We start from the raw sequence: 24541 nt of genomic DNA on the forward strand, positions 1-24541 counted from the left end.
GTTGGGCAATAGGCTGGGCACAGGGCAGGTCATCTGCCCGGTCGTTAAACGGCGACATCAACATGCGTTGGTAGATACCAGAATAACCCCTGCTGTTCAGGCTTCCTAGATTATCGCGATCCCGGCGCTGAAAATGAATTTTTTGTTGCATGTAGTGCCACGCCTTTGACCTTGGCGGGGCAGTTATCCACAATGCGCTCATTCTGGTATATACCAAAAAGGAGCGAAGTCATGACCCATATTCCTGCGGCCCCCGCCGCCGTCGATTACCTGCTGCTGACCCCGGGCCCCCTCTCGACCACCGCCACGGTGCGCGCCGCCATGCTGCAAGACAGCTGTACCTGGGATACGGACTACAACCAGGGCGTGGTGGAGCCCATCCGCCGCGAGCTGGTGCGCCTCGCCACTGGCCCGGAATATCAAAGTGACTACAGCGTCGTCTTGCTGCAGGGGAGTGGCAGCTATGTGGTGGAGAGCGTGCTGGGCTCGGCGATAGGCGTCGATGAGTGTCTGCTGATCATAAACAACGGCGCCTACGGTGCCCGCATGGGGGAGATGGCCCGCTGTCTTGGCCTGCGCCACCACGAGCTGGATTGCGGCGAGACCAACCGCCCCGAACCCGCCGCCATCGAGGCGATGCTGGCGCGCCACCCCGAGATCACCCATCTGGCCATGGTGCACTGCGAGACCACCACCGGCATGCTCAATCCGCTCGATGAGGTGGCTGCGCTCTGCCAGCGCCGCGGCATTCGCCTGATCGTCGATGCCATGAGCAGCTTTGGCGGTATCCCCATCGACATGGGACACCTTGGCATCGAGTTTCTTATCAGCTCGGCCAACAAGTGCATTCAGGGGGTGCCGGGCTTTGGCTTCGTCATCGCCCGCCGCGTGGCGCTCACGGCCTGCGCCGGTCGCGCCCGCTCGGTCTCCCTCGACCTGCATGCCCAGTGGCAGACCATGGAGCAGCAGGGGGGCAAGTGGCGCTTTACCTCGCCCACCCATACCGTGCTCGCCTTTGCCCAGGCGCTGCGTGAGCTGGAAGAGGAGGGCGGGATCGACGCCCGCTATCAGCGTTACAGCGAGAATCAGCGCACCCTGGTGACGGGGATGGCCGCTCTCGGCTTCGCGCCGCTGCTGCCAGAACAGTGGCAATCCCCCATCATCACCGCCTTCTACTCTCCGGCCCACCCTGATTACCGCTTCGCCGACTTCTACCAGCGACTCAAGGCTCAGGGTTTTGTCATCTACCCGGGCAAGGTCTCGCAGGCCGATTGCTTCCGTATCGGCAATATCGGTGATGTGACCCCAGAGCGGGTGCGCGACCTGCTCGCCGCCATGGCCAGCGCCTGTTACTGGCAAGGGGACGCGCGATGACGAGCCAAGCGCCTCACGGTTGCGATCAGCACGAGCATAAGCTGCACGGCAGCGGCCGCGCCGACAGCGAAGGGGATATCAACCTTGGCGAGGGTCGGGCGCGCTGGTGGGCAGGTCAGAGCGAAGAGGTACAGGCCGGATTGGCGGAGGATAGCCGCTACTTCCTCCATCAGGCCCTCTCCACCCCCTGTCTCGATCTGCTTGAGGGGGCGCAGGGGAGCTGGCTGACCAGCGTATCGGGCAAGCGTTACCTCGATTTTCACGGCAACAGCGTCCATCAGCTGGGCCACGGCCACCCCAGGGTGGTGGCCGCGGTGCAGCAGCAACTCGCCGATCTGCCGTTTGCGCCCCGGCGCTACACCCATCAGGTTGCCATCGACTGCGCCCGCACCCTGGTCGAGCTGGCCCCCGGCGATCTTAACCGGGTGCTGTTCGCCCCCGGTGGCAGCGAGGTGGTGGGGATTGCTCTGAAGCTTGCCCGCTTTATCACAGGCAACAGCAAGGTGGTGTCCCTGTGGGATGCCTTTCACGGCGCCTCCCTCGATGCCATCTCGGTCGGCGGCGAGGCCTGCTTTCGCGCCGGTATGGGCCCCTTGATGGCCGGAGTGGAGCGCATCCCGCCGCCCACCCGTTATCGCGGCGTCTGGTATCGCGGGGAGGGGGATGACCTGCACTACGCCGATTATCTGGAGTACGTCATCGAGAAGGAGGGAGGAATAGGCGCCTTTATCGCCGAGCCCATCCGTAACACCGACGTACAGGTGCCCTCGAAAGCCTACTGGCAGCGGGTGCGGGAGATCTGCGATCGCCACAAGGTGCTGCTGATCGTCGACGAGATCCCCAATGCCATGGGGCGCACCGGCCACTGGTTCAGCTTTGAAGAGTTCGGCATCGAGCCCGACATCATCTGCCTGGGCAAGGGGCTGGGGGGCGGGGTGGTACCGTTTGCGGCGCTCATCACCCGTGACCGCTTCAATCAGGCCGCAGCTATTTCGCTCGGTCACTACACCCACGAGAAGAGCCCCATCGGCTGCGCGGCGGCCCTTGCCACCATCAGTACCATCCGTGAAGAGGGGTTGCTGGCCAAGGTGCAGGAGGATGGCCGTTTTATGGCGGCAGAGCTCGCTGCGCTTGCCGAGCGTCACCCGCTGATCGGGCAGGTGCGCGGTATCGGTATGCTTTGGGCGCTCGATCTGGTGGTCGATCACCAGAGTCGCACCCGCAACATCCAGGCCGCCGAACGGCTGCTCTACCGCTGTCTGGAGCTGGGGCTCAGCTTCAAGGTCTCCCAAGGGAACGTCATCCAGCTCTCGCCACCGCTCAATATCGCCCGCGCCGATCTGGTGCGCGCCATTTCCATTCTCGATCGCGCATTGGGCGAGATCGCACTTTCACCGAAACAGGAACACCACCATGACTGACTTGCAGACTGCCATCCACCCGACCACCGACGTGGAGGCGCTGATCCTCGACTGGGCCGGCACCGTCGTCGACTTCGGCTCCTTCGCCCCCACCTCCATCTTCGTCGAGGCCTTCGCCCGCGCCTATGACTTTCCCGTGACCCTTGACGAAGCACGCCAGCCCATGGGCCTTGGCAAGTGGGATCATATCGCCGCGCTGGGCCGTCTGCCCTCGGTGGATGTGCGTTGGCAGGCCCGCTTCGGCCATCCTATGAGCCACGCCGAGGTGGACCACCTCTATCACACCTTTATGCCGCTGCAGATCGCCGCCGTGACCCGCTTTGCCGCCCCCATCCCCGGTGTGCTGCCGGTGTTGGACGCTCTGCGGGGGCAGGGGATGAAAATCGGCTCCTGCTCCGGTTATCCCCGTCCGGTGATGGAGGCGCTGGTGCCAGCGGCGGCCGATCACGGCTACCGCCCGGATCACTGGGTCGCCACCGACGATCTCAAGGCTGGTGGTCGCCCCGGCCCCTGGATGGCGTTGGCCAACGTAATTGAGCTCGGAGTGAGCGCCGTGCATCGCTGCATCAAGGTGGATGACGCCGTACCCGGCATCAGCGAAGGGCTTAACGCGGGCATGTGGACGGTGGGATTGTCGGTTGCCGGCAACGAATTTGGCGCCACCTGGGAAGCGTTTTCCGCCATGAACGAGGCGGAGATAGCCGCCAGGCGCGCACCGGCCGAGGCCAAACTGCGGGCGGCGGGGGCGCACTATGTGATTGATACCTTGGCCGACATCGCCCCGGTTATCGCCGATATCAACCGCCGTCTGGCGGCAGGAGAGCGGCCCTGAACAAGGCGGGATGAGAGGAGGGGAGAGCCGGTCTTGCCGGCAGGTTCAGGCCGATGCTCCCTGACTATCAGGCATAAAAAAACCGGCGCCTGGGCGCCGGTTTTTGTTCTCCGAGACTCTATTACAGAGAAGCGGTGAAGGTACGGGTGATGACGTCTTGCTGTTGCTCCTTGGTCAAGGAGTTGAAGCGAACGGCATAACCGGATACGCGGATGGTCAACTGCGGATATTTCTCCGGGTTTTCCATGGCGTCCAGCAGCATTTCACGGTTCATCACGTTGACGTTCAGGTGCTGACCACCTTCCAGGTTGGCTTCGTGGTGGAAGTAACCATCCATCAGGCCGGCCAGGTTGGCTTTCTGGGCTTCCATGTCTTTACCCAGCGCGTTCGGCACGATGGAGAAGGTATAGGATATACCATCTTTGGCGTAAGCGAACGGCAGCTTGGCAACGGAAGTCAGGGAAGCAACGGCACCCTTCTGGTCACGACCGTGCATCGGGTTGGCACCCGGGCCGAACGGCGCACCGGCACGACGGCCATCCGGGGTGTTACCGGTCTTCTTGCCGTACACCACGTTGGAGGTGATGGTCAGCACGGACTGGGTAGCCACGGCACCACGGTAGGTGTTCAGCTTCTGAATCTTCTTCATGAAGCGCTCGACCAGGTCGCAGGCGATGTCATCGACGCGAGCGTCGTTGTTGCCGAACTGCGGGTACTCGCCTTCGATTTCGAAGTCGATGGAGACGCCATCGGCATCACGTACCGGCTTGACCTTGGCGTACTTGATGGCAGACAGGGAGTCAGCGGCTACGGACAGACCGGCGATACCACAGGCCATGGTGCGATAGACGTCACGGTCGTGCAGCGCCATCAGGGAGGCTTCGTAGCTGTACTTGTCGTGCATGTAGTGGATGATGTTCAGGGCGGCGACATACTGCTTGGCCAGCCAGTCCATGAAGTGATCCAGTCTGTCCATCACGTCGTTGTAGTCGAGGTACTCGGAGGTGACCATTTCGGTCTTCGGACCGACCTGGATCTTGAGCTTCTCGTCCATACCGCCGTTGATTGCATACAGCATGGTCTTGGCCAGGTTGGCACGGGCACCGAAGAACTGCATCTGTTTGCCGACGATCATCGGGGACACACAGCAAGCGATGGCGTAGTCATCGTTGTTGAAGTCCGGACGCATCAGGTCGTCGTTCTCGTACTGAACGGAAGAGGTCTCGATGGATACCTTGGCGCAGTACTTCTTGAAACCGACCGGCAGCTTCTCGGACCACAGGATGGTCAGGTTCGGCTCAGGGGACGGGCCCATGGTGTACAGGGTGTTCAGCATACGGAAGCTGTTCTTGGTGACCAGGGTACGACCGTCAACGCCCATACCGGCCAGGGTCTCGGTAGCCCACATCGGGTCGCCGGAGAACAGTGAATCGTATTCCGGGGTACGCAGGAAGCGAACCATGCGCAGCTTCATGACCATGTGGTCCATCAGCTCCTGGGCTTCTTGCTCGGTGATCAGACCCTTTTGCAGGTCACGCTCGATGTAGATGTCCAGGAAGCTGGAGGTACGACCGAAGGACATGGCCGCGCCGTTCTGGGACTTGACCGCCGCCAGGTAGGCGAAGTAGGTCCACTGGACGGCTTCTTTGGCGTTTTTGGCCGGTACGGAGATATCGCAACCGTACTTGGCAGCCATCACCTTCATCTGTGCCAGGGCACGGTGCTGCTCGGAGATCTCTTCGCGCAGACGGATGGTGGCTTCCAGGTTGACACCGTTTTCCAGGTCAGCCTGCAGGGACTTGAACTGAGCCAGTTTGTCGGCCATCAGGAAGTCGATACCGTACAGGGCAACACGACGGTAGTCACCGATGATACGGCCACGGCCGTAGGCATCCGGCAGACCGGTGATGACGCCGGACTTGCGGCAGTTCAGGATGTCTTTGGTGTAGACGTCGAACACGCCCTGGTTGTGAGTCTTGCGGTACTCGGTGAAGATCTTCTCGACCATGGGGTCAAGCTGGCGACCGTACACTTCGCAAGAGGTCTTGACCATCTTGATACCGCCGTTGGCGATGATGGCGCGCTTGAGCGGTTTGTCGGTCTGCAGACCAACGATTTGCTCCAGGCTCTGGTCGATATAGCCGGCATCGTGAGCGGTAATGGTGGAGGGCAGGTCGGTATCAAAATCGACCGGCGCGTGAGTGCGGTTCTCGATCTTGATGCCTTCCATGACCTTGTCCCACAGCTTGGTGGTGGCTTCGGTCGCGCCAGCCAGGAAGGACTCGTCACCTTCATACGGGGTGTAGTTCTTCTGGATGAAGTCACGGGTGTTGACAGAGGTCTGCCATTCACCGGCTGCGAAGCCTTCCCATGCTTTTTGGAACTGTTCGTTAAGTTCTGCCATTTTCATTACCTCTCAAGGTATTTATGTGTCTGCCGCCATCCTTAATGATGGCGACGGAAGATAAACCAGTAAGTCAGCCCAACCATGACGCCACCACCAATGATATTACCGATGGTGACAGGGATGAGGTTGTGCAGGACGAAGTTGGACACGGTCAGGTCGGCAAAGGTCGCCGGATCCTGGCCGATGGCCTGCCAGAATTCCGGGCTCGCGACGCTGTGGATGGCGATACCGACCGGGATCATAAACATGTTTGCGATGCTGTGCTCAAAACCGGAGGCCACGAACATGGCGACGGGGAGCAGCATCACCATCACCTTGTCGGTGGCGCTGCGGGCGCCGAAGGCCATCCACACGGCGAGACACACCATGAGGTTGCAGAGGATGCCAAGGGCCACGGCCTCGAAGAAGGTGTGATGGATCTTGTGCTGGGCCACTTTCATGGCGTTCAGCCCCCACTGACCATCCGCTGCCGTGTATTCCGCCGACATGATGATGAGGCCGACGATGATGAGACCGCCGATGAGGTTGCCGAAGTAGACCAGTCCCCAGTTCTTGAGCAGCTGGGCCCAGCTGATGCGATTCGCCGCCTTGGCTACCAGGGTGAGGGTCGTGGAGGTGAACAGTTCGGCGCCGAGCAGGACGCAGAGGATGAGACCGAGGGAGAAGCAGATGCCGCCCACCAGCTTGGACATGCCCCAGGCCATGCCGCTTGAGCCCGTGGTGACGGTGATATAGAAGACGAAGGCGATGGCGATGAAGGCGCCAGCGGTGATGGCCAGGGGAATGACCTTGTATGCGGGCTTGGTGGCCTTGGCATAGGTAATGTCTTCGGCCAGGGCGGCGATGGCTTCGGGCTTCAGACAATCAAAGGGAGATTCTGCTTTCAATTCTCAGTACCTGCATATTTTGCCTGTGGAAATCATAACAAAGGGGCTGATCCCCAAAATTGACTCCGATCAAGAATTACAGATTGTGAATGTAATTTTACTACAGAATTTTTCGCCATCCGGAAGCGTTTCTTTACACCAGGTTTCAGGTGAAACAGAAATGAGTCTGTTATTAATTTTATGATTTTTAAGAACTTATAAAGGACAACCTTAAAAAAGTACCGGCCAGGCACCTTTGCGGCCGCACTGCACCATGAGTGCCAAATTAACAACCCCCTAAGAGGTATTTTTTGTCTTTTATTTCATCTTGTGGCACGGCCAGCCAAAGCGTAGACCATAAAACAGAAGGGGCCCTCAGGGCCCCTTCGTCATATCAGCATATCAGTTCCAGGTGTGGATTCGTTTGGCTTTTTGCAATTTCTCGTAAGCGGCCAGCAGTTTCTGGTGCAGCGGGAACTGGGAGAGGGAGAGATCGGCGGCTTCCAGACCGTGGAAGCGCGCCTCGCCGCGGGCGTTGGCCCACGCCTGCGCCAGGGTCTCTTCCCCGAACATGCGGGCGAACACCGGGCGGTACTGCTCGGGGTCGCGATCCTCGTCGAGGAAGAGCTCGACGCAGGCGCGCAGGGCGCGGTAGTAAGCGGCGCGATCTGCCGGGAACACCGACTGGTTGAACTCCATGGTCCAGTCGATGAGGTCGAGGGCGCTCTCCAGGTCGCCTGCGGCCAGCGCCAGCATGGCTTTGAGCTCACCGACGCGCAGGGTGTGCAGGGCAGTGCCCTTGGCGGCGGCGATGCCGAGCAGCTCGCGCACCCGGGTCCGCTCGTCGTGACCCTCTTCATCCAGCTGGTCGAACAGGGCCATGTACTGCTCTGCGTCCCACTCGAGCGCCGGCAGCGCCAGGATGGTCTCCCGCAGGTGGGCCCCCATGGTGTTGTTGGCCAGCAGCAGATCTTCCACCGGATAGATGTCGGACATGCCGGGCACCAGAATACGGCAGGCGTAGACACCCAGGTGCTCATAGTCGGCGATGTAGACCGGCTGCTCCAGCTCGTGGAAGATGCCGATCAGGTGGTCGAACTCCTCTTGCGAGGTGCCACGGAAGTCCCAGTCGGCAAACTCGAAGTCGGACTCTTCCTTGAACAGATCCCAGCTGATGAGGCCGGAGGAGTCGATGAAGTGGGTCTCCAGGTTGTGGTGATCCGCCACCTGCTCGTTGTCGAACGACGGCGGCACGAAGACGTCCAGATCCTTGAGGCTGCGCCCTTGCAGCAGTTCGGTGACGGTGCGCTCGAAGGCGACCTCGAAGCGCGGGTGGGCGCCGAAGGAGGCAAAGCAGGTGCCGTTGTTCGGGTTGAGCAGCACCACGCAGATGACCGGATAACGGCCGCCGAGGGAGGCATCGAAGCTGTAGATGGGGAAGCCTTCGGCCTCCAGTGCATCGATGGACGCCTTGATGCCGGGGTAACGGGCGATGACCTCGCCCGGGATCTGGGGCAGGCTGATGGCCTCGGCGATGATCTTGTTCTTCACGTGGCGCTCGAACACCTCCGACAGCCCCTGGGTGCGGGCTTCGGTGCGGGTGTTGCCGGCGCTCATGCCGTTGGAAACATACAGGTTGCCGATGATGTTCATCGGGATGTAGACGGTCTGGTGATCAGACTGGCGCTCGAAGGGCAGGGCGACGATGCCGCGTTCCTCGTTGCCGGATTGCAGGTCCACCAGCATGTCGGCGGTCACTTCCCCGTCCGGGTTGTAGAACTTGCGGGTGAAGGAGTCGAGCAGCCCGGCGGGCAGCTGATCCCCCTCGATGGGGAACCACTTCTCGTTCGGGTAGTGGACGAAGTCGCCATTGGCGACCTGCTCGCCCAGGTAGAAATCGGCGAAGAAGTAGTTGGTGGAGAGACGCTCGAAATATTCGCCAAGGGCGGAGGCGAGCGCCGCCTTCTTGCTGGCACCCTTGCCGTTGGTGAAGCAGAGGGCGCACTCCTTGTCCCGGATGTGCACGGACCAGACGTTGGGCACGGGGTTGAGCCAGGAGGCCTCTTCGATATCAAACCCCAGGGCTTGCAGCTTGGTCTGGAAGCGTTCGATGGAGTCTTCCAGCGCTGCGTCCTTGCCGGGAATAAAAGTGTGGTCGGTCATCACAATGTCCTGATTTTATGGGCTCATGTTTGGACGCAGATAATAGCATGAGTGACGGGGAAAGCGGCCAGGGCAATGGTGTGGGCTTGCCCAGGTCTGCATTGGAGGGTCGGGGTGTGGTAGTGGGGCCGGGCGGTGCGCTGCGGGGCGGCGATTTTTCATGGGAAAGAGGGTTGGGTCATCAGTTTTACTTAACATAATTAAGATAAAGTAAATTTTATTATGACCCTGTGCCCTTCATCATGGCGTCAACCGTTGGCGGGGGAAGGAAAAGAGGGGAACGCCCGTGCCCGTTCCGCCACCCCGTCTTGATGAGCCTTGACCAGGAGTGCTGAATGTTCCCGATGATCCCCCGTATCGACCCCGAGATAGCCAGGTTGGCGCCGGGCTTTTGTGCCCTCAGCATCGTGGTGGAAGCCGCCCCCGTGATTGACACTCTGGTGGGGGAGCGGGCCCTGGCCCGGGCATGTGCGGCCCTTGGCACCGACGAGGCCCCCTGGGCCCTTGAACATCTGGCCGCCTGGGATCAGGTGTTCAAGGGGTTTGGCGCCAAGCCTGCCCGCACGCCCTGCTCGGCCCAGGCACTGCGCAAGCGGGTGCTGCGCGATGGCGTCTTGCCCGCCATTGATCCCGTGGTCGATCTCTACAACGCCATCAGCATCGAGTATGCCATTCCCGTGGGCGGGGAGGATCTGGCGGCCTATGTGGGGACGCCGCGCCTGGTGATTGCCGATGGCAGCGAATGCTTTGACACCCTCAAAGAAGGGCTGCCAACCCAGGAGGTACCGGCTCCCGGAGAGGTGGTGTGGCGGGACGATCTCGGCGTCACCTGTCGCCGCTGGAACTGGCGCCAGGGGATCCGCACTCGCCTGAGCCTCTCTTCCCCCCGGATGTGGTTCATTCTGGAGTGTCTGCCGCCGATGCCACGCACGGCCTTGTGGGAGGCCGGTGACAGGCTGATTGCTGGTCTCACGCAGATGATGCCTGGGGCCCGCATCGAGCAGACGCTGGTGGAGTGATTGAAGGAGCAGACGAAAAGATAAAAGGAGGCGCCTCATGCTCGCCCGGGCGGTCATGGGGCGGAGCTTGCTCGCCATGCCACGTCTGTGCCACCCGCCTTTACCCACCGTCTGCGAACACATCAGCAAGCAGAGGAACACCGCAACACGCCGGGCTGACATCGCCCCCTGGAGCTTGCCACGTCGGGGCCGGTGTACCCGGCCCTTTCAGCGCGCCTAACCGATGAATTTCAGACCCAGGATCCCGCCGATGATCAGCAGCAGGCAGAGCACCCGGGCGAGGGTGGCCGGTTCGTTGAACAGCCAGATCCCCATCAGCACGGTGCCGACCGCGCCGATGCCGGTCCAGACCGCATAGGCGGTGCCAAGGGGCAGCTGTTTGACCGCCATGGCGAGCAGCAGCACGCTCACGGCCATGGCGATCAGGGTCAGCAGGGTGGGGAGGGGACGGCTGAAACCGTCGGTGTATTTGAGGCCGATGGCCCAGGCGACCTCGAAAAGGCCGGCCAACAGCAATAGCAACCAGGACATAAGGCAGATTCCGCAGGAAGCAGGGTCGTCCCTGCGTATCAGGAGGCCTCGGGGCCGTCCCCGAGGGGCAGCGGGGCTGCCGGTCGGTCTCAATGATGCCCCAACTGGAGGCAGGATGCCAACCGGCTGCCCGCAGGTCGGCCAGGCCGACGGATATTGCAGCGAATGGCACAGAATATTGCGCAATTCGACTTGCGCCCGCCGTCACAATCCGTAATGTGGACAGACGCATTTTTTGCAACTCATATATTGTGAATCCCTTGTAAACGGCTGGCGCCAAGGCAGGGGTCACGGGTACCACACACGATTTCTATAAGCAGCTATCCAGGGTAGGACATTATGAAAAAAGTAGGTTTGGTCGGTTGGCGTGGCATGGTGGGTTCGGTCTTGATGAGCCGGATGCAGGAAGAGAAGGATTTTGCCCGCATTCAACCCACCTTCTTCACCACCTCCCAGGCCGGTGAGGCCGCCCCCAATTTTGGTGTCGATGCCGGCACCTTGCAGGACGCCTTCGATCTCGAGGCGCTGGCCGCACAGGACGTCATCATCACCGCCCAGGGCGGCGACTACACCAAGGATGTTTATCCGCGTCTGAAAGCCGCCGGCTGGCAGGGCTACTGGATTGACGCCGCCTCCTCCCTGCGCATGGAGAAGGACGCTGTCATCATCCTGGATCCGGTCAACGGCGACGTCATCGAGGATGCCCTGAACAACGGCATCAAGACCTTCGTTGGCGGCAACTGCACCGTCAGCCTGATGCTGCTGGCCCTGGGTGGCCTGTTCAAGGCCGATCTGGTGGAGTGGGTGAGCGTGGCCACCTATCAGGCGGCCTCCGGTGGTGGTGCCCGCCACATGCGCGAGCTGGTCACCCAGATGGGCATGCTGCGGGATGAAGTGGCGGTGGAGCTGGCGGATCCAGCCTCCGCCATCCTCGACATCGAGCGCAAGATCACCGAGAAGACCCGCTCCGGCACCCTGCCGGTGGACAACTTCGGTGTGCCGCTGGCCGGTGGCCTCATCCCCTGGATCGACACCAAGCTCGACAACGGCCAGAGCCGTGAAGAGTGGAAGGGCCAGGCCGAGACCAACAAGATCCTGGGCATCGAAAACGCCGCCATTCCGGTGGATGGTCTGTGCGTGCGCATCGGCGCCCTGCGCTGCCACAGCCAGGCCTTCACCATCAAGCTGAAAAAAGACGTGCCGCTGGCCGAAATCGAATCCCTGCTGGCTGCCCACAACGACTGGGTCAAGGTGATCCCCAACGATCGCGACATCACCGCCCGCGAGCTGACCCCGGCCGCCGTCACCGGCACCCTCAGCATCCCGGTGGGTCGTCTGCGCAAGCTCAACATGGGCCCGGAGTACCTGGCCGCCTTCACCGTGGGTGACCAACTGCTGTGGGGCGCCGCCGAGCCGCTGCGCCGCATGCTCAACATCCTGCTGGCCCGCTGAGGTAGCGGCAGCAGGGAACAGGGAAGGCCTTGCCTTTCTTGTTCCCCTCTTCGTGTCTGTCCATAAAAAAGCGGCATCCCTTGGGATGCCGCTTTTTAATTTATCCAGTTTGACTCTTAGATGTTCTGTGCTTCGTTTGGCACGATGACAGAGGCATGATTTCCTTTCGGCCCCTGCTGCAGTTCAAAGTTGACTGCCTGACCTGCTTTCAAGGTCTTGTAACCTTCCATTTGAATCGTGGAGTAGTGAGCGAAGATGTCTTCACCACCGCCTTCCGGACAGATAAACCCAAATCCTTTTGCGTTGTTGAACCACTTGACTGTTCCGGTTGCCATACATCTACATCCTTTTATTGATTACCCTGAAGTCGTTGAGTAACCTGCGCCAGCCTTATATAACTAGGGCATGACCCCGTAGCAGACGGGCGCCGATTAGCAAGTAACCAATCTAGTCCAACTTTTAAGCGAGTCAAGAAGTTGTTAACAACCGATGTGATCTGGTTAACAAGTCTATTGACAATCTTGAGCGACACGGTAGTAATCTAGAGGTACCAAAGCGCAACTATGAGCAAGCAGAAAGAACTCTTTGCTAATGAAGAGATTGCAGAAGCAGAGAAAACGAAGCTGCAACCGCCACCCATGTACAAGGTCGTCCTGAACAACGACGACTACACACCGATGGAGTTCGTGGTGGAGGTGCTGCAAAGGTTCTTTGGTATGGATCTGGAGAAGGCCACTCAGGTGATGCTGAGCGTGCATTATAGTGGTAAGGGAGTCTGCGGCACATTTACCGCCGAGATTGCCGAGACCAAAGTGGTCCAGGTCAACACCTATTCACGTAACAACGAACATCCACTGCTATGTACCATGGAAAAGGCTTGAATCTGATGACTTGATGGCGATAACGACACCGCATTGTTGCTGTACTGAGGGGAGGTGCCTATGTTGAACAAAGATCTAGAAAAGACGCTGAACGAGGCTTTCAAACTGGCCCGTGACGAGCGCCACGAATTCATGACCGTCGAGCACCTGTTGTTGGCCCTGCTGGATAACAGCTCAGCCCATGAGGCGCTGAGTTCATGTGGTGCGGATGTGGAACAGATGCGCAAAGAGATCCGCGCCTTCATCAATCAAACGACCCCGCTCATCCCCCGTGACGACGAAGACAGGGAAACCCAGCCGACGCTGGGCTTCCAGCGCGTGCTGCAACGTGCCGTCTTCCATGTCCAGTCGTCCGGCAATACCGAGGTGAGCGGTGCCAATGTCCTGGTCGCCATCTTCAGCGAACAAGAGTCCCAGGCCGCCTACTTCCTGAAAAAAGCCGAAATAAGCCGCCTGGATGTGGTGAACTTCCTGTCCCACGGGGTGCGCAAGGACAACAAGCCCGAGAGTGGTGGCAACAATGCGGAATCTGATGACGAGGTATCCTCTGCCCAGATAGAAAGCTTTGCCACCAACCTCAACCAGCTGGTGCTGGAGGGGCGCATCGATCCGCTCATCGGCCGTGATCAGGAGCTCAATCGCACCATTCAGGTATTGTGCCGCCGCCGCAAGAACAACCCCTTGCTGGTCGGGGAAGCCGGCGTGGGCAAGACCGCCATCGCCGAAGGGCTTGCCTACCGTATCGTCAAGGGGGATGTGCCCGAGGTGATTGCGGGTAGCACCATCTACTCCCTGGACATGGGCTCCCTGCTGGCGGGCACCAAGTATCGTGGTGACTTCGAGAAGCGCCTCAAGGTGCTGCTCAAGCAGATTGAACGTCAGGAGGGGGCCATCCTCTTCATCGACGAGATCCACACCATCATTGGGGCCGGTGCGGCTTCCGGTGGCCAGCTGGATGCGGCCAACCTCATCAAGCCGCTGCTCTCCAATGGTTTGCTGCGCTGCGTGGGCTCCACCACCTACCAGGAATATGCCCAGATCTTCGAGAAGGACAGGGCTCTGGCTCGTCGCTTCCAGAAGATCGACATCGTCGAACCCACAGTAGACGACACCACTCGCATTCTGATGGGACTCAAGAGCCGTTATGAGTCTCACCATGGCGTGCGTTACACCGTCAAGGCGATCCGGGCGGCGGTGGAGCTTTCCGCCAAGTACATCAATGATCGCCATCTGCCTGACAAGGCCATCGACGTCATCGACGAAGCGGGGGCAGGGCAACGCCTCTTGCCCGTCAGCAAGCGCAAGAAGGTGATCAATGTGCCGGAAATCGAGGCCATTGTTGCCAAGATTGCCCGTATACCAGAGAAATCTGTCTCCTCCTCCGACAAGGAGGTGCTGAAGAATCTGGAGCGCAACCTCAAGATGGTGGTGTTCGGGCAGGACAAGGCCATCGAGGTGCTGACCGATGCCATTCGGTTGTCACGTTCAGGGCTTGGCAACGAACGCCGACCTGTGGGCTGCTTCCTGTTTGCCGGCCCGACCGGGGTGGGCAAGACCGAAGTGACCCAGCAACTGGGCAAGGCGCTCGGGGTCGAGGTATTGCGATTTGACATGTCGGAATACATGGAACGCCATACCGTGTCCCGGTTGATCGGGGCTCCTCCCGGTTACGTGGGATTCGAGCAGGGAGGGCTGTTGACCGACTCCGTCCTCAAGCATCCGCACTCCGTCGTGCTGCTTGACGAGATCGAGAAGGCGCACCCGGATGTCTTCAACCTGCTGCTGCAGGTGATGGACAACGGTACCCTGACGGACAACAACGGGCGCAAGGCAGATTTTCGCAATGTGATCCTGGTGATGACCACCAACGCAGGGGTTCAGGAAACCCAGCGCAAGTCCATCGGCTTCCAGCAGCAGGACATGAGCCACGATGCCATGGCGGTGATCAACAAGACGTTCAGTCCGGAGTTCCGCAACCGGCTCGATCACACCATCTGGTTCAACCATCTCGACATGGGAGTGATCCATCAGGTGGTCGACAAGTTCATCGTCGAGCTGCAGGTTCAGCTGGATGCCAAGGGCGTTTCACTGGAGGTGTCTGAAGAGGCGCGCCACTGGTTGGCAGAGAAAGGGTATGACAGGGCAATGGGGGCAAGACCCATGGGCCGGGTCATTCAGGAGCACCTCAAGAAGCCCCTGGCCAACGAGATCCTGTTCGGTTCCCTGGTCGATGGCGGCATTGTGAAGGTCGAGCTGGTGAACAACAGCCTCAGCTTTGATTTTCAGGTCAACGTTGAAGCTGTCTCTCACTGACTGTGAGCAAGGCCGGAAATGACAAAAAACCCCAACCGAGAGGCTGGGGTTTTTTGCTGAATTCCTGGCTTAGCGAGAGCGGAAAACAATACGTCCCTTGGAGAGATCGTACGGAGTCAGAGCCACCGTTACTTTGTCCCCAGTCAGGATACGGATGTAGTTTTTGCGCATCTTGCCGGAAATATGAGCGATAACCACGTGACCATTTTCCAGTTCCACACGGAACATGGTATTGGGCAAGGTTTCGAGAATGGTACCCTGCATCTCAATACTGTCTTCTTTAGCCATTGAATCCTCTTGATAAGCCACAACAAAAAACCGCTGGATCATGCCGGATTTAAGGCTATGTGTAAAGTTTACTCGGGCTTGGTGTCGATTTTTTTCCATTCGCCCTGTACCAGCAGCTCATGGGGCAGGTATTGGCGCTTGTAATTCATCTTGCGGCACTCCTCCACCAGATACCCCAGATAGAGCCACTGACGACCGGTACGTCTGGCCAGTTCCAACTGGCTCAGGATGGCGAAGGTGCCGAGCGACCGGTCGGCATAGTCGGGGTCGAAGAAGGTGTACATGGCGCTCAGAGAGTGGGGAAGCAGGTCCGTGGTGGCCACGCCGATGAGGCGTCCCTCCTTGCGTATCTCCAGATAAAGGGGGGGCATCCAGTCGCAGTGCAGGAACCCCTTGTATTGGGTCCGGCTCGGAGGATACATGCTGCCATCCCGATGACGCTCACGGATATAGCGTTCATAGAGCTGGTAATACTCGGGCTTGTCGTCATAGCTCAGTACGAGTTCGAGATCCCGGTTCAACTGGCGGATGCGTTTCTGCCCACGGCTCGGGGTGAAGCGTTCACTGTGTATGCGCAAGGATTGACAGGCGCTGCAGGCGGGGCAGTGAGGACGATAGATGTCGTTGCCACTGCGCCGGAATCCTGCTGTCAGCAGCCGTTCGTACCCGGCGGCGTTGAGCAGTTCATGGTCCATCAGGACCAGCAACTGCTCCTGCTCGTGACCGAGGTAGCTGCACGGGTGCCTGGGGGTCAGCCCGACCTTGAGGATCACTTCTTCACTCATAGGCTGATTCTCCTCGGTTGCCAGCATCCCTCTTGCAACGGTTGCCGGGTCAGGGTGGCCAGGGTGGTCAGAAAGCGCTGCCTTGGCCACTCCTGAACGCCCAGTGTGGCCAGAAAGTCGTTTTGCATCTGGCAGTCGATGAGGGCACCGCCGTGCCCTGCAAAGTGGCGACAGAGGGCCACCATGGCCAGTTTGGCGCCATTGTCGATGCGGCTGAACATGGATTCACCACAAAAGAGTCGGCCCAGGGAGAGGCCATAGAGACCTGCCTGCAGCTGATCATCCTGCCAGATCTCGATGGAGTGGGCATGACCGAGGCGATGAAGGCGCCGATAGGCGTCGATCATGGGGGCACTTATCCAGGTGCCGCTGGCGGTGCGACGAGGCGCGGCGCAGGCTGCAATGACGTCATCAAAGGCGCGATTGATGTAAATCTCGAAGGGGGTGCGGCGCAAACACTTCTGCAGGCTGCGGCCGATGTGGAGTTCCTCGGGCACGATGACTCCCCTGGGGTCCGGTGACCACCACAGCAGTGGCTGATGGGGTTCATTCCACGGAAAGATCCCGCTGTGGTAAGCTGCCAGCAATCGAGCGGGGGAGAGATCTCCCCCAATCGCGAGCAGCCCGTTGGGTTCTTCCAGCGCATGGCTGGGGGAGGGAAACCAGCACAGCTCATCATCCAGTTCGGTAAGATAGCGAGACATAAGGCAGAGGTTCATAGATGAAGGCCATTATCCTGATAGTATCCAGCTTGCTTGGCTTTGTCACGGCGCCGGCCTGGAGTGCGGTGTATGAACGCAACACGGCGCGTCCGGTGGAGCAGGTGGTCTTCGGCCAGGTGGATACGGTGCGCAACATCACCCAGCGCCAGATGGTGGAATCAGAGCATTCCGGCTGGAAAACGCTGGGAGGGGCCGTGCTTGGCGGGCTGCTCGGCAACCAGTTTGGCGGTGGGCACGGGCGGGAGATTGCCACAGCGGTCGGGGCGCTGGCGGGAGCGGCGGCGGTGCAGCAGTTTCAGTCAGGGGGCAGCGTGGTGGAGAACAAGCTGGTGGAGCTGCTGATCCGCAACGAGCAGAACGGGCTCATCAACGTGATCCAGGATTACGATCCGGCCATGGTCTTTGCGCAGGGCGACAAGGTGCGCATCCTCTATTTCAGCGATGGGGTGCGGGTCGACAAGACCTATTGAACGGTGAAGAAGGGATTGACCCGGCGGCCACCACACAAGGGGCGCCGGGCGGTACTACACGGAGTGCCTCTGCTGATGCTTGCTCAGACGTCCTGACAGACTATCTTGTCTCGCCCGGTATTCTTTGCCTGATACAACTGGCGATCTGCCTCGCTCAGCGCCTCGTCCATGGAGAGCCGCCCGACATTGATGACGCCGAAACTGGCGCGTACAAAGAGCGATATCTCCCGCGACAGCGGTTGCTGGCGCATTTGCAGACGAAGCCCTTCCAGCCGCTTGAGCAGCACGGGTACGGGGCAGTGGGGCACCATCAGGGCAAATTCTTCGCCACCGAATCGGGCTATCATGGCATCCGGGAAGAACTGGGTGAGCAGCCTGGCCAGGTGACAGAGCAGCTGATCGCCGATGGCGTGCCCCCAGTGATCATTGACCTGCTTGAAGTGATCCACATCGAGCACGCACAGGGAGAGCTGCGCCTGATGGCGCTGATGCTCCTCGAACCACTTTTGACCCTCGTTGAACCAGTAGCGTCTGTTGTAAAGCCCGGTCAGGTAGTCTCGGTTGGCCGATTCCTGGATATTGTTGAACTGCTCAAGGGCCTCCAGGTTGTGGCTGACCCGGCACTGCAGCTCCTCGGGTTCAAAGGGCTGATTGAGAAAATCATTCGCCCCTTGCTTGAGGTAGCGTGCCGAGAGGCCGTGTTTGTCCGACACCGAGATGCCGATGATGGCGAGCTGCTGCTTGCTGTAGCGCTCGCGCAGCATTCGCACCAGGCTGATGCCGTCGATCTCCGGCATGTAGTAGTCCACCAGCATCAGGCGAATGGCGGGGTGCTGCTCGAGCTGCGCCAGCGCATCGCGGGCTGAATTGGCCTCGTGCACCTGCAACAACTGCTTGCGCAACTGGGCCGCGGTGCGGTGACGGGAGGTGCGTGAATCGTCGACCACCAAGACTTCGATGGCCTGGTTGAGGTAGAGGCGGTGCACCAGACCGACGGCATATTGCAGGGAGTGACGTGAATCCTTCATCACATAGTCCAGCACCCCGGCTTCCAGCCAGGCTTCCCGCTTCTCTTCGCTGATGTCGGCCGTCAGGATCACCACCGGCAACCCACGCTCCCTCAGCACATTGACAGCTTCTCCGCCGGGGGCGTCCGGCAGGGTGAGATCCACCAGGGCGACCACATAATCTTCCCCATGGCAATCGCGAGCCCCTTCAAGGGTATCGAACGCGTCGATTTCCAGCCCGGTCTGCTGCGCAATGGCTTGGGTCAGCATACGGCGTACCGTCAGGCTGTCTTCCACTATCATTATTTTTCGTTTCATCCTGCTCCTTGCAATAAAAAAGGGCATGCCAACTGGCATGCCCTTTATATCCTTCCGATTATTGTGCGTCCAGATATCGCTCAGCATCGAGGGCGGCCATGCAGCCGGTCCCTGCGGAGGTGATCGCCTGGCGGTAGACGTGATCGGCCACGTCGCCGGCGGCGAACACGCCCGGGATGCTGGTCTGGGTTGCGAACCCTTCCAGTCCGCCACGCACCTTCAGATAGCCGTTTTCCATCGCCAGCTGCCCTTCGAAGATCTGGGTGTTGGGCTGGTGACCGATGGCGATGAAGACCCCCATCAGCGGCAGCTCGGAGGTGGTGTCATCCCGGGTGCTGCGCAGGCGCACGCCGGTGACGCCCATGTCGTCACCCAGTACTTCGTCCAGGGTCTGATGGGTGTGCAGGACGATATTGCCGCTCTCGACCTTGTCGTTGAGGCGCTTGATCAGGATCTTCTCGGCGCGGAACTCGTCGCGGCGATGGATGAGGTGCACCTTCTTGGCGATGTTGGCCAGATAGAGAGCCTCTTCCACGGCGGTGTTGCCGCCACCGACCACGGCCACTTCCTGATTGCGGTAGAAGAAGCCGTCACAGGTGGCGCAGGCGGAGACGCCGCGGCCCTTGAAGGCCTCTTCTGAGGGCAGACCCAGGTATTTGGCGGAGGCGCCGGTGGCGAGGATCAGCGCATCGCAGGTGTATTCCCCGTTGTCGCCCTTGAGGCGGAAGGGACGCTCGGTCAGCGTCACTTCATTGATGTGATCAAAGAGGATGCGGGTATCGAACTTCTCTGCATGTTCTTTCATGCGCTCCATCAGGGCCGGGCCGGTCAGCCCTTCCGCGTCCCCTGGCCAGTTTTCCACTTCGGTGGTGGTGGTCAGCTGACCACCTTGCTGCATGCCGGTGATGAGCAGGGGATTGAGGTTGGCGCGAGCGGCATAGACGGCCGCAGTGTAACCTGCCGGACCGGATCCCAGGATCAGCAGTTTGCTGTGAGTGACTTGGCTCATGATGTGATTTCCGAGACGTGATGAGTTTGCGCGATTGTAGGTAATTCGTGATCCGTGGTCAAAGGCCAGCGCATCGATTGGGGCAATCGCCAACAAGAGGGGTGAGCCGGGGATGGCAGGCATAAAAAAACCGCCCATCGCGGGCGGATTTTCACTCATCTACCTCCCTTTGCAGGGACGCGATCAGTTCAGCAGGGTCAGGGGATCCGTGTAAGCCAGATTGTGGGCCACGGCAACCTCCTTGCAGGTGATTTTGCCCGCCATCACGTTCAGGCCGTGCAACAGGTGGGGATCGGCGAGCAGAGCGTTGCGATAGCCCTGTTCGGCCAGCTTGATGATGAAGGGGAGGGTGGCGTTGTTCAGGGCCACGGTGGAGGTCCGCGCCACGGCACCCGGCATGTTGGCCACGCAGTAGTGCACCACCTCGTCGACGATGAAGGTGGGATCTTCATGGGTGGTGGCATGGGAGGTCTCGACACAGCCGCCCTGATCAATGGCCACGTCAACGATGGCCGCACCGGGTTTCATGCGAGCAATGTGGTCACGGCTGACAAGTTTTGGCGCAGTGGCACCAGGCACCAGCACGCCGCCGATGACCAGGTCCGCCGCCAGCAGATGGCGCTCCAGGGTCTCGCGGTTGGAGTAGACCACCTTGGCAGCCCCTTGGAACTCGCTGTCGAGACGGCGCAGGGTATCGACGTTGTTGTCGAGGATGGTGACGTCGGCACGCAGGCCGACGGCCATGCGGGCTGCGTTGGAGCCCACCACACCACCACCGATGATCACCACCTTGGCCGGTTCCACTCCGGGCACACCACCGAGCAGCACGCCGCTGCCGCCACGGGATTTCTCCAGTGCCTGGGCACCGGCCTGAATAGACATGCGTCCGGCTACTTCCGACATGGGGGCCAGCAGGGGCAGACCGCCACGACCGTCCGTGACGGTTTCATAGGCGATGCAGACGGCACCACTGTCGATGAGATCCTGGGTCTGGGCCAGGTCCGGCGCCAGATGCAGATAGGTAAAGAGGGTTTGACCAGGACGCAGCATGGCCCGTTCCACTGCCTGGGGTTCCTTGACCTTGACGATCATCTCCGCCTTGGCGAAAACTTCGGCAGCGGAGGCCAGGATCTCGGCTCCGGCAGCCAGATAATCTGCGTCACTGAACCCAATGCCATTTCCTGCGCCGCTTTGGACGAAAACAGTATGGTTTCGTGCTGTCAGTTCACGTACACTGGCCGGAACCATGCCTACGCGATATTCATGGTTTTTTATTTCCTTAGGTACACCGATAATCATGCTATCCCTCGTCTATCGATTGGTGGTTTATGTTGCCTAGATGTTAAGCGACATTTGCGCCTAGTATATTCAGGTATTGACAGGATTTGTGACCATTATTATAAAATGACTGGTGATTCTTACCAAAAAATAGCCAAAGGATGGAATTAAATGATGGAAGCTAAGAGTCGGCTAAAGGATTTGGACAGGATTGACCGCAACATTCTGAATGAACTGCAAAAGGATGGCAGGATTTCGAACGTTGAGTTGTCCAAACGAGTTGGCCTGAGTCCCACACCGTGTCTGGAACGGGTTCGTCGCCTGGAGCGACAAGGGTATATCGAAGGATATGCCGCCATTCTGAACCCTCATTATCTGGACGCGTCTCTGCTGGTGTTCGTGGAAATTACCCTCAATCGTGGCGCCCCCGATGTGTTCGAGCAGTTCAACAAGGCTGTTCAGGTGCTCGAAGAGATCCAGGAGTGCCATCTGGTGTCCGGTGATTTCGACTATCTGCTCAAGACCCGCGTCAGCGACATGTCCGCTTACCGCCGCCTGCTGGGTGAAACCCTGCTGCGTCTGCCGGGCGTCAACGACACCCGCACCTACGTGGTGATGGAAGAGGTCAAACAGAGCAGTCGTCTGGTGATCAGCACCCGATAAGCGGGGTTGTGCTGTGACTTGCAAGTTCCATGACGAGTCACGATAGTCAGAAACGAGCGGCCGGTCCGCTCGTTTCTTCTTATAGAGAGTTTCAGGCCCGCCCTCAGGCACTGGCTGACAATCGGTGGGCTTTTCAGGGATACTAGGCCCCCTATCCCCGCATTCATGTTTTCACAAAGGAGCCGGAGTTTGGCCGATAAAAAGCTGTTTACTCCTTTATCAGGTACACAACGGATCTTCGAGGCCGTCTTGATCGCCATCACCCTGATGGCTGCCTATCTTTTGCTTGCCCTGCTGACCTACCATCCCGCCGATCCCGGCTGGTCGCAAACCTCCTGGCAAGGGGAGGTGAAAAACCTCGCGGGCAGCGCCGGTGCCTGGCTCGCCGACATCACCATGTTTACCTTCGGGGCCTTCTCCTATCTGGTGCCCCCCCTGGTAGTGCTGCTTGGCTGGAGCCTGTTCTGGCGCCCGAGCAAGCTGCTGGAAGTGGATTACCTCACCCTGTCGGTACGGATCATCGGCTTCGTGCTGACGGTGCTTGGCATGTCCGCCATCGCCAGCATGAACTTCAACGACTTGCAGAACTTTTCCGCCGGCGGCCTGGTGGGGGATGTGATCGCCTCCGCCGTGGTGCCGCTGTTTGGCGGCGTGGGGGCCAACCTGATGCTGCTCTGCTTCGTGGCGACCGGCATCACCCTCTTTACCGGCTGGTCCTGGCTCACCATTGTCGAGCGCATCGGTGCCGCCTGCACCGGCTCTGTCAGCGCCATCTACCATTTCCCCACCACTCTGGGCCGCTGGCTCACCGGTGGCTGGCGCCAGCCTCGCTATGAGGGGCCGGATCCCCTGCTGGAAGGGGGCGTGGGTAGCTTCGATCAGGAAGAGGATGACGAAGACCCCCACAGCAGCTGGACACGCAACCCCAAGGCGAAGAATCGCGCTCAAAAGACAAAAGCTGACGAATGGCTGCCGGAGCTTGACGAAGACACCTTCCAGTTCGATCCGCAGTTTGACGACGAAGAGGACGAGGCTCCGGCGCCTGCCGCCAAGGGCAAGCGCGTGGCCAATGGCCGTCCGCGTCCCGCCGTGCGCCAGGAAGAAGATGACCTCGACTTGCCCTGGGCGGAGGGGGATGACGAACCCGATGCTCCCGTTGCCGCTGCTCCGGTGAAAGCCAAGCGCCGTCCCCAGCCCGGTCTGGCCCCTTTGCCGAGCATCGATCTGCTGGACAGACCGCCCGCCAAGACCCAGATGATGAGCAAGGACGAGCTGGAGCGCATGGGCCGGCTGGTGGAGGCGAAGCTCGCCGATTACAACGTGCAGGCCAAGGTGGTGGGCGTCTATCCCGGTCCCGTCATTACCCGCTTCGAACTGGACCTGGCGCCGGGCATGAAGGCGAGCAAGATCACCAATCTTTCCCGGGATCTTGCCCGTTCTCTCTCTGCCAGCAGCGTGCGGGTGGTGGAAGTGATCCCGGGCAAGACGTTCGTCGGGATCGAGCTGCCCAACCGGGTACGCCAGACCGTCTACCTGCGGGAGACCCTGGACTGCGAGGCGTTCGCGGCCAGCCGCAATCCGCTCACCATGGGGCTGGGTCAGGACATCGCGGGGGAACCCGTGGTAGTGAACCTTGCCAAGATGCCTCACCTGCTGGTGGCGGGTACCACGGGCTCGGGCAAGTCGGTAGGGGTGAACACCATGATCATCTCCATGCTCTACAAATCCTCCCCCGAGGATCTGCGCTTCATCATGATCGACCCCAAGATGCTGGAGCTCTCGGTCTACGAAGGGATTCCGCATCTGCTGACCGAGGTGGTCACCGACATGAAGGATGCCGCCAACGCCCTGCGCTGGTGCGTAGGCGAGATGGAGCGTCGCTACAAGCTGATGTCCGCGGTCGGGGTGCGCAACCTCAAGGGGTACAACGACAAGGTGCTGGCCGCCATCGAGGCGGGGGATCCCCTGGTCGACCCCCTGTGGCGTCCGGGCGACTCCATGGATCAGATGCCGCCGGAGCTGGAAAAACTGCCCCACATCGTGGTGGTGGTGGACGAGTTCGCCGACATGATGATGATCGTCGGCAAGAAGGTGGAAGAGCTGATCGCCCGTATCGCCCAGAAGGCGCGGGCGGCTGGTATTCACCTTATCCTCGCGACCCAGCGTCCGTCGGTGGATGTCATTACCGGCCTCATCAAGGCCAACATCCCGACCCGTATCTCCTTCCAGGTGTCGAGCAAGATCGATTCGCGCACCATCCTGGACCAGGGGGGCGCCGAATCCCTGCTCGGCATGGGTGACATGCTCTACATGCCTGCCGGTACCTCCAACCCCACCCGTGTCCACGGTGCCTTCGTCGATGACCACGAGGTACACAAGGTGGTGGCGGACTGGAAACTGCGTGGCGAGCCGGATTACATCGACGAGATCCTCTCCGGCGAGTCGGACGGCGAGGGCGGCGGTGGCGACTTCGGCGGGGGCGGCGATGAAGAGCTCGATCCCCTGTTCGACGAGGCGGTGGCCTTCGTGGTGGAATCCCGACGTGGCTCCACCTCCAGCGTCCAGCGCAAGTTCAAGATCGGTTACAACCGGGCGGCCCGTCTCATCGAGCAGATGGAAAACCAGGGCATCGTCAGCGCCCCGGGTGGCAACGGCCAGCGCGACGTGCTGGCACCGCCGCCGGTTCGTGACTAAGCCTAACTCCTGTATCATTCTGGCCATGCCCTCTGCGGGCGTGGCCTT

The 24541-nt window shown here is 60.2% G+C and carries 21 protein-coding genes; 10 read left to right on the forward strand and 11 right to left on the reverse strand.

Annotated elements, in window-relative coordinates; all coding sequences use genetic code 11:
- Nucleotides 1–231: 231 nt before the first annotated feature.
- The 3 genes from phnW to phnX are packed head-to-tail and all read left to right on the forward strand — an operon-like array spanning nucleotide 232 to nucleotide 3627.
- Nucleotides 232–1374, forward strand: coding sequence for a 2-aminoethylphosphonate--pyruvate transaminase (gene phnW, locus AB7E19_RS04415; RefSeq protein ID WP_319894612.1), 1143 nt, complete (start codon nucleotides 232–234; stop codon nucleotides 1372–1374).
- Complete coding sequence (locus AB7E19_RS04420; protein ID WP_427934666.1) at nucleotides 1371–2795, forward strand: aspartate aminotransferase family protein; 1425 nt, start codon at nucleotides 1371–1373, stop codon at nucleotides 2793–2795. The genes phnW and AB7E19_RS04420 overlap by 4 nt, the downstream gene beginning before the upstream one ends.
- Nucleotides 2788–3627 carry a phosphonoacetaldehyde hydrolase gene (phnX, locus tag AB7E19_RS04425; RefSeq protein WP_427934667.1) on the forward strand — a complete coding sequence of 280 codons (840 nt, stop codon included), beginning with the start codon at nucleotides 2788–2790 and terminating at the stop codon, nucleotides 3625–3627. The genes AB7E19_RS04420 and phnX overlap by 8 nt, the downstream gene beginning before the upstream one ends.
- A gap of 121 nt (nucleotides 3628–3748) precedes the next feature.
- Here phnX and pflB read toward each other — a convergent pair whose 3' ends face one another.
- The 3 genes from pflB to ycaO form a co-directional block, all read right to left on the reverse strand.
- Nucleotides 3749–6031 (reverse strand): formate C-acetyltransferase, encoded by a 2283-nt coding sequence (pflB, locus tag AB7E19_RS04430; protein WP_103244647.1) that lies wholly within the window; start codon nucleotides 6029–6031, stop codon nucleotides 3749–3751.
- Nucleotides 6032–6072: 41 nt separating this feature from the next.
- Nucleotides 6073–6921, reverse strand: coding sequence for a formate transporter FocA (gene focA, locus AB7E19_RS04435; protein WP_010674505.1), 849 nt, complete (start codon nucleotides 6919–6921; stop codon nucleotides 6073–6075).
- A gap of 381 nt (nucleotides 6922–7302) precedes the next feature.
- Nucleotides 7303–9063 (reverse strand): 30S ribosomal protein S12 methylthiotransferase accessory factor YcaO, encoded by a 1761-nt coding sequence (ycaO, locus tag AB7E19_RS04440; protein ID WP_427934668.1) that lies wholly within the window; start codon nucleotides 9061–9063, stop codon nucleotides 7303–7305.
- A 335-nt stretch (nucleotides 9064–9398) separates the two neighbouring features.
- Between ycaO and AB7E19_RS04445 the strand changes: the two genes are divergently transcribed.
- Nucleotides 9399–10082 carry a B3/B4 domain-containing protein gene (locus tag AB7E19_RS04445; RefSeq protein WP_161469910.1) on the forward strand — a complete coding sequence of 228 codons (684 nt, stop codon included), beginning with the start codon at nucleotides 9399–9401 and terminating at the stop codon, nucleotides 10080–10082.
- Between the two features lie 216 nt (nucleotides 10083–10298).
- On the opposite strand, the gene sugE is transcribed toward AB7E19_RS04445, so the two are convergent.
- Nucleotides 10299–10613 carry a quaternary ammonium compound efflux SMR transporter SugE gene (gene sugE, locus AB7E19_RS04450; protein ID WP_041211362.1) on the reverse strand — a complete coding sequence of 105 codons (315 nt, stop codon included), beginning with the start codon at nucleotides 10611–10613 and terminating at the stop codon, nucleotides 10299–10301.
- A 339-nt stretch (nucleotides 10614–10952) separates the two neighbouring features.
- Here sugE and asd point away from each other — a divergent pair, with 339 nt between their 5' ends.
- The gene (gene asd, locus AB7E19_RS04455; RefSeq protein WP_103243235.1) at nucleotides 10953–12065 is read left to right on the forward strand and encodes an aspartate-semialdehyde dehydrogenase; all 1113 of its coding nucleotides are present in this window, start codon (nucleotides 10953–10955) and stop codon (nucleotides 12063–12065) included.
- Between the two features lie 116 nt (nucleotides 12066–12181).
- On the opposite strand, the gene cspD is transcribed toward asd, so the two are convergent.
- Nucleotides 12182–12400 (reverse strand): cold shock-like protein CspD, encoded by a 219-nt coding sequence (gene cspD, locus AB7E19_RS04460; protein ID WP_010674510.1) that lies wholly within the window; start codon nucleotides 12398–12400, stop codon nucleotides 12182–12184.
- A gap of 228 nt (nucleotides 12401–12628) precedes the next feature.
- On the opposite strand from cspD, the gene clpS reads away from it, so the two are divergent.
- Nucleotides 12629–12946, forward strand: coding sequence for an ATP-dependent Clp protease adapter ClpS (gene clpS / locus AB7E19_RS04465; protein ID WP_005325410.1), 318 nt, complete (start codon nucleotides 12629–12631; stop codon nucleotides 12944–12946).
- Between the two features lie 60 nt (nucleotides 12947–13006).
- Entirely contained in the window at nucleotides 13007–15259 is a 2253-nt protein-coding gene (gene clpA / locus AB7E19_RS04470) for an ATP-dependent Clp protease ATP-binding subunit ClpA (protein WP_010674511.1), read from the forward strand.
- A 69-nt stretch (nucleotides 15260–15328) separates the two neighbouring features.
- On the opposite strand, the gene infA is transcribed toward clpA, so the two are convergent.
- The 3 genes from infA to aat form a co-directional block, all read right to left on the reverse strand.
- The gene (infA, locus tag AB7E19_RS04475) at nucleotides 15329–15547 is read right to left on the reverse strand and encodes a translation initiation factor IF-1 (RefSeq protein WP_005300033.1); all 219 of its coding nucleotides are present in this window, start codon (nucleotides 15545–15547) and stop codon (nucleotides 15329–15331) included.
- A gap of 68 nt (nucleotides 15548–15615) precedes the next feature.
- Nucleotides 15616–16332: an arginyltransferase gene (locus tag AB7E19_RS04480; protein WP_042016282.1), complete on the reverse strand. Its 717-nt coding sequence runs from the start codon at nucleotides 16330–16332 to the stop codon at nucleotides 15616–15618.
- Complete coding sequence (aat, locus tag AB7E19_RS04485; protein WP_039039162.1) at nucleotides 16329–17036, reverse strand: leucyl/phenylalanyl-tRNA--protein transferase; 708 nt, start codon at nucleotides 17034–17036, stop codon at nucleotides 16329–16331. Before aat ends, AB7E19_RS04480 begins: the two co-directional genes overlap by 4 nt.
- Nucleotides 17037–17053: 17 nt before the next feature.
- On the opposite strand from aat, the gene AB7E19_RS04490 reads away from it, so the two are divergent.
- Complete coding sequence (locus AB7E19_RS04490; RefSeq protein WP_069651141.1) at nucleotides 17054–17524, forward strand: glycine zipper 2TM domain-containing protein; 471 nt, start codon at nucleotides 17054–17056, stop codon at nucleotides 17522–17524.
- A gap of 83 nt (nucleotides 17525–17607) precedes the next feature.
- Here AB7E19_RS04490 and AB7E19_RS04495 read toward each other — a convergent pair whose 3' ends face one another.
- From AB7E19_RS04495 to ald, 3 genes are all read right to left on the reverse strand, one after another.
- Nucleotides 17608–18849 carry a diguanylate cyclase gene (locus AB7E19_RS04495; RefSeq protein ID WP_029314438.1) on the reverse strand — a complete coding sequence of 414 codons (1242 nt, stop codon included), beginning with the start codon at nucleotides 18847–18849 and terminating at the stop codon, nucleotides 17608–17610.
- A 58-nt stretch (nucleotides 18850–18907) separates the two neighbouring features.
- Nucleotides 18908–19858: a thioredoxin-disulfide reductase gene (gene trxB / locus AB7E19_RS04500; RefSeq protein WP_010674516.1), complete on the reverse strand. Its 951-nt coding sequence runs from the start codon at nucleotides 19856–19858 to the stop codon at nucleotides 18908–18910.
- Between the two features lie 183 nt (nucleotides 19859–20041).
- Nucleotides 20042–21157: an alanine dehydrogenase gene (ald, locus tag AB7E19_RS04505; RefSeq protein ID WP_010674517.1), complete on the reverse strand. Its 1116-nt coding sequence runs from the start codon at nucleotides 21155–21157 to the stop codon at nucleotides 20042–20044.
- Nucleotides 21158–21307: 150 nt separating this feature from the next.
- Between ald and lrp the strand changes: the two genes are divergently transcribed.
- Entirely contained in the window at nucleotides 21308–21799 is a 492-nt protein-coding gene (lrp, locus tag AB7E19_RS04510) for a leucine-responsive transcriptional regulator Lrp (protein ID WP_005300047.1), read from the forward strand.
- 189 nt (nucleotides 21800–21988) lie between these two features.
- Entirely contained in the window at nucleotides 21989–24493 is a 2505-nt protein-coding gene (locus AB7E19_RS04515) for a DNA translocase FtsK (protein WP_029314440.1), read from the forward strand.
- The last annotated feature ends 48 nt before the right edge of the window (nucleotides 24494–24541 follow it).

This window comes from Aeromonas sp. (assembly GCF_050252055.1).
GTDB lineage: Bacteria > Pseudomonadota > Gammaproteobacteria > Enterobacterales > Aeromonadaceae > Aeromonas > Aeromonas caviae.